Genomic DNA, 7,741 nt, shown 5'->3' on the forward strand with positions numbered 1-7,741 from the left:
GCGTTGCTGCTCCTCACCATAGCCCGCTATGACTCGTCGCAGCGCCTTGTCTTGGAACCATGGTCATCCGAACGTGCCTCAACCAACTCACCGCACAGGCCACCCGCTCATTCGTTGCGTTTGCGGAAGAACAGGGTGACCTGTCCCACCTCTACGCCAAACTTGCTCATGAACGAACGGTTGGCCAGGGTGTTCTCGTCGATCAGGTACATCCAGTCGTCCAGGTGTACGTCGTAAACCTTGTCATCCACCGGCAGGCTGAGCACGTAGCGCCAGCGCAGGGCATTGCCGGCCACTTCGCCAACGGCCTCGCCGACCACGTCTGCAGCCGTGCCGCGCCAGTGCCCCGGGCGCTCCTCGGTCAGCGTCCAGACGCGTTGCTGGGTAGTGCCGTCGCTGTAGCGAAAGTGTTCGTCGAGGATCAGCTTGTCGCCATCGAGGCTGCCTTCGATCTCGACATGAAAGCGCTTGACGACCTCGCCGGAGCGCTTCTGGAACATGCCCCAGGCATCCACCGTGCCGACGAAATACTTGCGCAGATCAAGCTGCGGCTCCTCGTCTCGGTAATGCTCGACATCGACGGCGGTGCAGCTGAGCAGCAGCAGGCAGCAAGCCAGGATCAGTACCTTTTTCATGATTTCGTTTCTCCGCAGGGCAGGGAAGTGAGTAGCCGCGCTGCCAGTAGCTTCAGCAGGCAGGGCAGGCCGGCGTAGACCAGCGCAAGGTTCCAGCCGGCCGCGTTGCCCGGTTGGTAGTCGCTCAACGCCAGCAATGGCAAAGCCAGACCGGCGAGTGCGAGCGCCAGCTTGGCGAGAAAGCTCCACAAGCCGAAGTAGGCGGCAGTGGAATCACGCTCCTCGACTGGGATGATGTCGGCCAGCAGCGCTGGTGGCAGGGCCAGATCGGCTCCGAGGGCAAGGCCGGACATCATGCAGACGCCGGCATAGGCCCAGGCCGAGCCCGGCTCCAGCAGCACCGCCCAGATAAAGGCGGCGCAGGCGGTGAGCATGCCGATCCGCCAGCTGCGTCGTTTGCCGATGCGATCGGCCAGACGGGTCCAGAGCGGCAGACCTAATGCGCCGCTGATGAAGTAAAGCGCCAGGAACAGGCCGGTCAGTCGCGCCAGTTGCAGGCGGTCGGCGATGAAGAACAGCGCCAGGGTGGCCGGAATCGCCACCGCCACGGCATTGATGAAGTAGACGCCCGCCAGGCGCCGGAACGCAGGGTTGCGCAGGGGCAGTCGCCAGCTGCTGGTTTCGCTACGCACGGTGCGGTGGGGGCGTGGGGCGCCGCATAACAAGGTCGCCGTGCCGGCTAACAGCAGCACGGCGAAGGTGGCAGCAAAGGTTGCCAGCGCCGTCGCCATGCCGTATCGGGTCGCCAGCACGGTAGGCAGCACGCTGGCGAGCACCACGCCGAACAGTCCGGCACCTTCGCGCCAGGCGGCGACTCGGGTGCGGGTATCCGGCTGGTCGGAGAGGCGCGCGCCCCAGGCCAGATAGGTAATGTTGATCAGGCTGTGCAAGGTATAGGTGAGCGCCAGCAACGCGCCGAGCCACGCGGCCAGGCCGAAACTGCCGAAGTTGCCGGGTGGGATCAGCAGTGCCGCCATCGCCAGGCTAAGCAACACAGCCACGCCGCCGAGCAAGATGGTCCAGCCGCGTGGTGAGCGGCGATCGATAAGGCGGCCAAGCCAGGGGTCTTGCACGGTATCCGCCAGACGGGCGAGGAACAGCACGGCGCCGGTCAGCGTCAGGCCGAGGCCGAGATCGGCCGCATAGAAATTCGGCACCAGCACATAGATCGGCAGCATGGCCATCGCCAGCGGCAGGCCGAGCATTCCATAGGCTGCCAGCGCCGGGCTTTTCATCGCTGGCCCAGCAGGTTACGCCGCAGCTTCTGGTCGCGGCTGCGTGGGTCGAGCCAGATGGCGAAGAAGGCGTCGGCGAACGCAGCGTCGGCGACCTCATGCTGCAGGCGATCATTCACGTAGAAGCGGCAACCGCGCCCGGGCAAGAAGACGCCAGTGATTCGGTCACCCGCCTCTACATCGACGAACGCCTGCTGCATGTCTGCGCGCCAGCGACGCAGCTGTTCGGCATCGAGCGGCTCGCCGGAGAGTCGCTGAATCTCTTCCAGGCTGGTGCGCACCAGGTCGTCGCGGCTGATGGAGCGGTGATAGGTCAGTTCCAGCGCGAACGCCGTACGGGCTTGCAGCGGCGTGGTTTCGCTCCACAGGCGCGCGTCATAGATGCGCAAGCCGAAGAAGCGCAACTGGCCTTCGCCAATCAGTCGCGCCTGTGGCACGGCTTCGCGCCAGCTCGCTGCTGCGATCAGCGGGATCAGCGAAAGCAGGCTGGTGAGCACGACGCGGCGGATATTCACGACATCGTGCTCAGCGACTGCCGGCGAGGGTGATCGAGACCGAGTCGGCAAAGCGCAGCGCGTGGGGCTTGTCGACTTCCACCTCGGCGTAACTTACCGCAGGATGTGCCATCACCAGGTCGAGGATTTCCTGGGTCATGCGCTCGAGCAGGGCGAAGCGGTTCAGCTCCACATGGCGAATGATCGCCTTGGTGATGGTTCGGTAGTTGAGTGCCTGCTCGATGTCGTTGTCGCGCACCGCCTCGACCGCCGCGTAGAGGATGCTCAGGTTGATCAGCACGTCCTGGCGGTTGAGGATCTCGTCCTCGTTGATGCCGATGTAGGTGCGCAGGCGCAGATCCTTCACCCGGATGCGCGCCATGCCAGGTTCCAGGCGCGGCATTACTGGCCCCTCCCGATCAGCTGTAGAAATTCCATCCGTGTGTTGCAGGAGCTGCGGAACGCCCCGAGCATCACCGAGGTGTTCATCACCGAGTTCTGCTTTTCCACGCCGCGCATCATCATGCACATGTGCTTGGCTTCGATGACCACCGCAACACCAGCGGCGCCGGTGACTTCCTGAATGGCTTCGGCGATCTGGCGGGTCAGGTTTTCCTGGATCTGTAGGCGGCGGGCGAACATGTCGACGATTCGCGCAATCTTCGACAAGCCCAGCACGCGCCCGGTGGGGATGTACGCCACATGGGCCTTGCCGATGAAGGGCAGCATGTGGTGCTCGCACAGGGAGTACAGCTCGATGTCCTTGACGATGACCATCTCGTCGTTGTCCGAGGCGAACAGCGCGCCGTTGACGATCTCTTCCAGGCTGCGGTTGTAACCGCCGCACAGGTATTGCATCGCCTTCGCCGCGCGTTGCGGCGTGTCGCGCAGACCTTCACGCTCCGGGTTTTCACCCACCCCGGAGAGTATTTCGCGGTAATGACCAGGCAGATCGTTCATGACGGTTCCTTTTTTGCGCCGGGCGCTGTTGCGTGGAGGGGGAATGCTGTTGCATCGATGAGGGATGCGATAAAGCTATACGAATATTGCTTCTTGTACAGGTAAATGTACAGGAATATTCTGCTGCACAAGAACCCCTTGACCCGAGGCCGCCGTTTGGCAGGCAGGTGGGCAATTGCGGGGCTATGCGGCCAACTGAATCTGTACAGGTATCCGAGTATGAAACAGGGCGTGTCGAGGCTTGGGCTGCGTATTGCGCTATTTCGCGGCCGAGTAGAGCGGGTCGAGCTGCATGGTCTGCGCTGCTGCGGGTACAGCGCCTGGGTGGTCGAGCGCAGCGGTCGTCGCCGGCAGTTCGCCGATGGCCAGCGCAATGTCTGGAGCGACCAGAGCAGCCTGAAGCGGGAGCTTCGGGCGTGCGGTGTGCGTGAGGTCTACTGGCGGCAGCCGGTCAGCCATGACGAAATGATCGGCCGCCCGGCTGCTGCGGAATCCGGGTTTGGCCTGCGCATGCCTCTGCTTGCCAACAACTAAAGGCGATCGTCGGTTGCGGCGCTGGTCTTCGACGGCTTTTGCGGCACATTGCACCCGGTTGTGCAACGACTCGCACCGTCGGGATGCGGCAGCCAGTCAAGATGAGGGCGCAGCACGGCGAACAGCTGGTAACCGAGCAACAGCAGTGGCCGCAATGGACGCCAGCCGAGCGGTGCGGCCCAGCGACCGTGGCCTGCCAGTCGCCAGCTCCAGTAGGTGGCGTCCACGCCGGTCAGCCAGGCACCGCTGGCGCTGCGGGCGTGCAGACGGCGTCGGAGCTGCGCCAGATCCCGGTCGAGCCCTTTAGGATCGAAATCGGCAGCGCTGATATCCACCAGCCGCAGCCTTGCTGGATCGGCGCTGCGTTCCAGCCAACGAATTTCTCGGGCACACAGCGGACAGGCTCGATCGACATAGAGCGTCAGGGGTAAATCAGGCGTCATTTCATCGCACCTTGCGTTTGTACAACGTTTGTAGAGGGTATGCTGCGAAACGCTGGGTTACAATCTCGGCATTCTTTTCCAGCGAGCCGCCCCATGACCGATTCTTCCGGCGCTTCGAACCTGGCCTCGAGCGCCTTCGAGCAGCAGGATCTATTCCCTATCCGTGAAGTTTCCCGCCTGACCGGGGTCAACCCGGTCACCCTGCGAGCGTGGGAGCGCCGCTACGGGCTGATCCGGCCGACGCGGACCGAGAGCGGCCATCGCCTGTACTCGATGGCCGACGTGGAGGCGGTTCGCAGCATTCTTTCCTGGACCGAGCGTGGCGTGGCGGTAAGCAAGGTCGGCAGCATACTGGCGCGCAGCGCAGCGACCCGCGAGGCAGAGGAACCGACCGCAACCCCCAGTAGCGAGTGGAGCGAATGGCAGGGGCAACTGCGTGATGCGGTGAATGGTTTCGACGAGGTGCGGCTGGAGCAGCTATACGGCCAGATCTTCTCCACCTATCCGCTGGCTGTGGTGTTTCAGGATGTCCTATTGCCGGTGTGGCAGGAGCTGCTGCTGCGTCAGGAGGAATTTGGCGGTACCAGCGAGTGGCTGTTTCTCGATGCCTTCCTTCGTGCCCGGGCGCTGCAGCGGCTGCAGCTGGCCCGTATGCCGGCTGGCGAGCGCGTACTGCTCGCCGCGATGCCGGGGCAGTGTCGCGAGCTTGAATTGCTCGTGGCAGGTCTGATGCTCAGTGGCGACAGCCTGGCCGTCAGCGTGTTGCCGATCGGGCAGCCGCTGGAAGAACTCGCGCTGGTCTGCGACAAGATGAAACCGCAGGGGCTGGTGCTGTTCTCCAACGTTCCCCATGGCGAGGCGCAGTTGCGCCAGCTCAACAAGCTGTCCCTCGCGCTTGATTGCTCCTTGGCTTTGGCCGGGGAGGCGGCCGAACTGGGTCGTGAAGCGCTGGCGGGTACGCCGATCGCCTGCCTCGGCAGTTCCGGCAAGCTGATGCAGCGCCGTCTGCGTCAGTTCCTGGCCGGCCAGCTGGATACCTGAGTCATGCGCACAGCTGTCCGGCAAGAGGAGATCGATCCATGACGCCAGACAGCGTTCCGCCTGCCGTGTTACCGCAGTGGCACGTCCTGCCCCATGGCCTGCGGCTGGGCTTTATCCAGCTCCCAGCGGGCAGCCAGGCAGCAGCCCTCGTTCGCGTAAACGCCGGCGCACACGATGCGCCGGGCGAATACCCAGGGCTTGCGCATTTTCTCGAGCACCTGCTGTTCCTGGGTAGCCAGGCCTATGCGCCAACCCAGAGCCTGATGCCGTTCGTGCAGGGTTGCGCCGGGCAATTGAACGCATCGACCCGTGAGCGTCATACCGACTTCTTCTTCCAGGTGCCTGCCGCTGCCTTCGGCGAAGCCCTCAAACGCCTGATCGACATGCTCGCCCGGCCGCTGCTCGATCGTGCGGCGCAGTTGCGCGAGCGCGAGGTGTTGCAGGCCGAATTCCTGGCACGGGGGCGGGACCGGGAGACCCTGTGCGACGCCTCGATCGGTACGGCACTGAGCTGCGCACATCCCTTTTCAGGGTTTCACGCGGGCAATCGCGAAACGCTGCCGGTAGAGGCGCCAGCTTTCCAGAAAGCGCTGACGGGCTATCACCAGCGCTTCTATCAAACCGGGCAGATGGAACTGATGGTCGCCGCACCCTGCAGCCTTGAGCAGGTGCTGGAACTGCTGCAGAGCGACGAATGCCAGCTACCGGTCGCACCGAACGTCGCGAGGCCGATACAGCCACTGCGCGCCGATGATGGCGGCACCTTGCGTCTGAGCGTCGATGGCGCGCGACCGTATCTGGATATCGCTTTCGCCCTCGACGGGCTGCCGGATGAAGCCTGCGTGGCGCTGGATGTGCTCGGCTCATGGTTGAGCTCGCAAGCCGACCGGAGTCTTTTCCAAACCCTCAGCGACGCCCACTGGTGCGATGCCGTCTCGTTGCGGGTGCCGTACTGGCATGACGGGCAGGGTGTGGCCGTCTTCGAGGTGCAGTTGACCGAACGCGGCATGGCGGAACGCGCGCAGATTGTTGCCGCAGTGCGTGACTGGCTGCATTTCATGAGCACGCAGGCAGCCTGGTCAGAGCTCTGGGGCGAGTACGCGCAGGTCCGTCAGCGCGGGCTCATGGGCAAGGAGCCGCTGGCCCTGTTGCGCTACTGGATTGACCCGGCTGCCTGGACGCCGTCGATCGATACGAATCGTGTGCAGCAGGCGCTTGAGATGCTGGGTGCGCAGCTTCATGCGAGCAGGCCGATCGTATTGACGGTGGACGGCGAAGGTTGCGCTCAGCACAAGCACATCGAGCCAGTGAGCGTTGGGTTCTCGCTGGACATGGTCGCCGAGCAGTTGCCACCGTCAGACAGGACTGGATGGCAATGGCGCCTGCCGGAACGCAATCCTTGGCTCAGTGAACGCATGCAACCGGGCGTGGCGGCGTTGCAGATACCATCCCTGCGCTGGGTCGAACACGCCGATGCTGCAGGGCAGGGCGTGCTCTACCTGCGTTGGCGGTTTGCCGCGGGCCAGCCACCGGCAGGGCTCTGGCATACGCTGCACGCGGCGCTACGCAGGCATGCCATCGCTGCGGCGCAAGCCGGTGTCGAGCTGCATTTCGATGACCATGGGCATAGCTGGTGCCTGAGGCTGTGCGGTTATGCCGAAGCGTTGCCAGTAATTCTTCGTGACCTGACCGACATCCTCAAAGTGCCGTCGCCGGCTGCTTTCAATGAAGGACACCGCCTGTGCTACGAGTCCGTGACGTCAGGTGCCGACGAGATACTGATACGGCAACTGCTGCGCCGCCTGCCGCTCCTGCTCGCGGGAGCCGCACGAGACGGTGATGCATCGCTGGACCAGCACGCGCTCGATCAAGCCTGGCATCAGTCCCATTGGGATGCATTGGCAGTGGGACTGCCTCGGCATCTGAGTGGCCCGTTGCAGACGGTACTGGCTGAGCTGCCTGGGCTGGCCGGGCCCGGTGCCGGTCAGTACCACGAAAGCACACCGCGTCATTGCTGGTCGCGCTTTGGTCAGCCTGGCGTGGAAACCGCGTTGGTGCTGTTCTGTCCGCTACCGCTTCGGACAGTCTTCATCGAGGCGAGCTGGCGCCGCCTGGCGCGATTGATGGAAGGCGCGTTCTTCCGCCGACTGCGCAGCGAACTGCAACTCGGCTATGCGGTGTTCTGTGGCTATCGTCAGTTCGGCGAGTGCCCAGGCATCGTTTTCGCGGTGCAGTCTCCCAGCGCATCTGCCAGTGAGATCCTCGCCCATATCGAAACCTTCCTCGACGGCTTTGCCGGCACTCTGGTTGAAGTCGCTGAAGCGGATCCCTCGACCGGCAACCACGACGGCGACCTGCGCCGCCGCGCCGAGTCGTTATGGCAGGGGGACCCGGCCGGC

General features: G+C 64.0%; 9 protein-coding genes. 3 read left to right on the top strand and 6 right to left on the bottom strand.

The features are described 5' to 3' along the window. Positions 1 to 107 precede the first annotated feature (107 nt). From F753_RS25865 to folE, 5 genes are read right to left on the bottom strand one after another with little or no spacing between them, the layout of a single operon-like run. Entirely contained in the window at positions 108 to 635 is a 528-nt protein-coding gene (locus F753_RS25865) for a DUF3833 domain-containing protein (RefSeq protein ID WP_014820378.1), read from the bottom strand. Further along, entirely contained in the window at positions 632 to 1,870 is a 1,239-nt protein-coding gene (locus F753_RS25870) for an MFS transporter (protein ID WP_023443730.1), read from the bottom strand. The genes F753_RS25865 and F753_RS25870 overlap by 4 nt, the downstream gene beginning before the upstream one ends. After that, positions 1,867 to 2,385, bottom strand: coding sequence for a chalcone isomerase family protein (locus tag F753_RS25875; protein WP_023443731.1), 519 nt, complete (start codon positions 2,383 to 2,385; stop codon positions 1,867 to 1,869). The genes F753_RS25870 and F753_RS25875 overlap by 4 nt, the downstream gene beginning before the upstream one ends. Positions 2,386 to 2,395: 10 nt before the next feature. Further along, positions 2,396 to 2,767 (bottom strand): dihydroneopterin triphosphate 2'-epimerase, encoded by a 372-nt coding sequence (folX, locus tag F753_RS25880; protein WP_023443732.1) that lies wholly within the window; start codon positions 2,765 to 2,767, stop codon positions 2,396 to 2,398. Then, positions 2,767 to 3,324 (bottom strand): GTP cyclohydrolase I FolE, encoded by a 558-nt coding sequence (gene folE, locus F753_RS25885; protein WP_014820374.1) that lies wholly within the window; start codon positions 3,322 to 3,324, stop codon positions 2,767 to 2,769. Before folE ends, folX begins: the two co-directional genes overlap by 1 nt. A gap of 219 nt (positions 3,325 to 3,543) precedes the next feature. On the opposite strand from folE, the gene F753_RS25890 reads away from it, so the two are divergent. Then, positions 3,544 to 3,858 (top strand): DUF6482 family protein, encoded by a 315-nt coding sequence (locus F753_RS25890; RefSeq protein ID WP_023443733.1) that lies wholly within the window; start codon positions 3,544 to 3,546, stop codon positions 3,856 to 3,858. On the opposite strand, the gene F753_RS25895 is transcribed toward F753_RS25890, so the two are convergent. After that, a complete protein-coding gene (locus F753_RS25895; protein ID WP_023443734.1) occupies positions 3,855 to 4,301 on the bottom strand; it encodes a thiol-disulfide oxidoreductase DCC family protein in 447 nt (148 codons plus the stop codon). The genes F753_RS25890 and F753_RS25895 overlap by 4 nt on opposite strands. A 93-nt stretch (positions 4,302 to 4,394) precedes the next feature. Here F753_RS25895 and F753_RS25900 point away from each other — a divergent pair, with 93 nt between their 5' ends. Together F753_RS25900 and pqqF are read left to right on the top strand one after the other, a co-directional pair. Next, positions 4,395 to 5,342, top strand: a complete 948-nt coding sequence (locus tag F753_RS25900; RefSeq protein ID WP_023443735.1) for a MerR family transcriptional regulator — start codon at positions 4,395 to 4,397, stop codon at positions 5,340 to 5,342. Between the two features lie 38 nt (positions 5,343 to 5,380). Then, positions 5,381 to 7,741 (top strand): pyrroloquinoline quinone biosynthesis protein PqqF (pqqF, locus tag F753_RS25905; RefSeq protein ID WP_023443736.1); only part of this gene is annotated, 2,361 nt, incomplete at its 3' end.

The organism is Stutzerimonas chloritidismutans AW-1, from assembly GCF_000495915.1.
Classification (GTDB): domain Bacteria; phylum Pseudomonadota; class Gammaproteobacteria; order Pseudomonadales; family Pseudomonadaceae; genus Stutzerimonas; species Stutzerimonas chloritidismutans.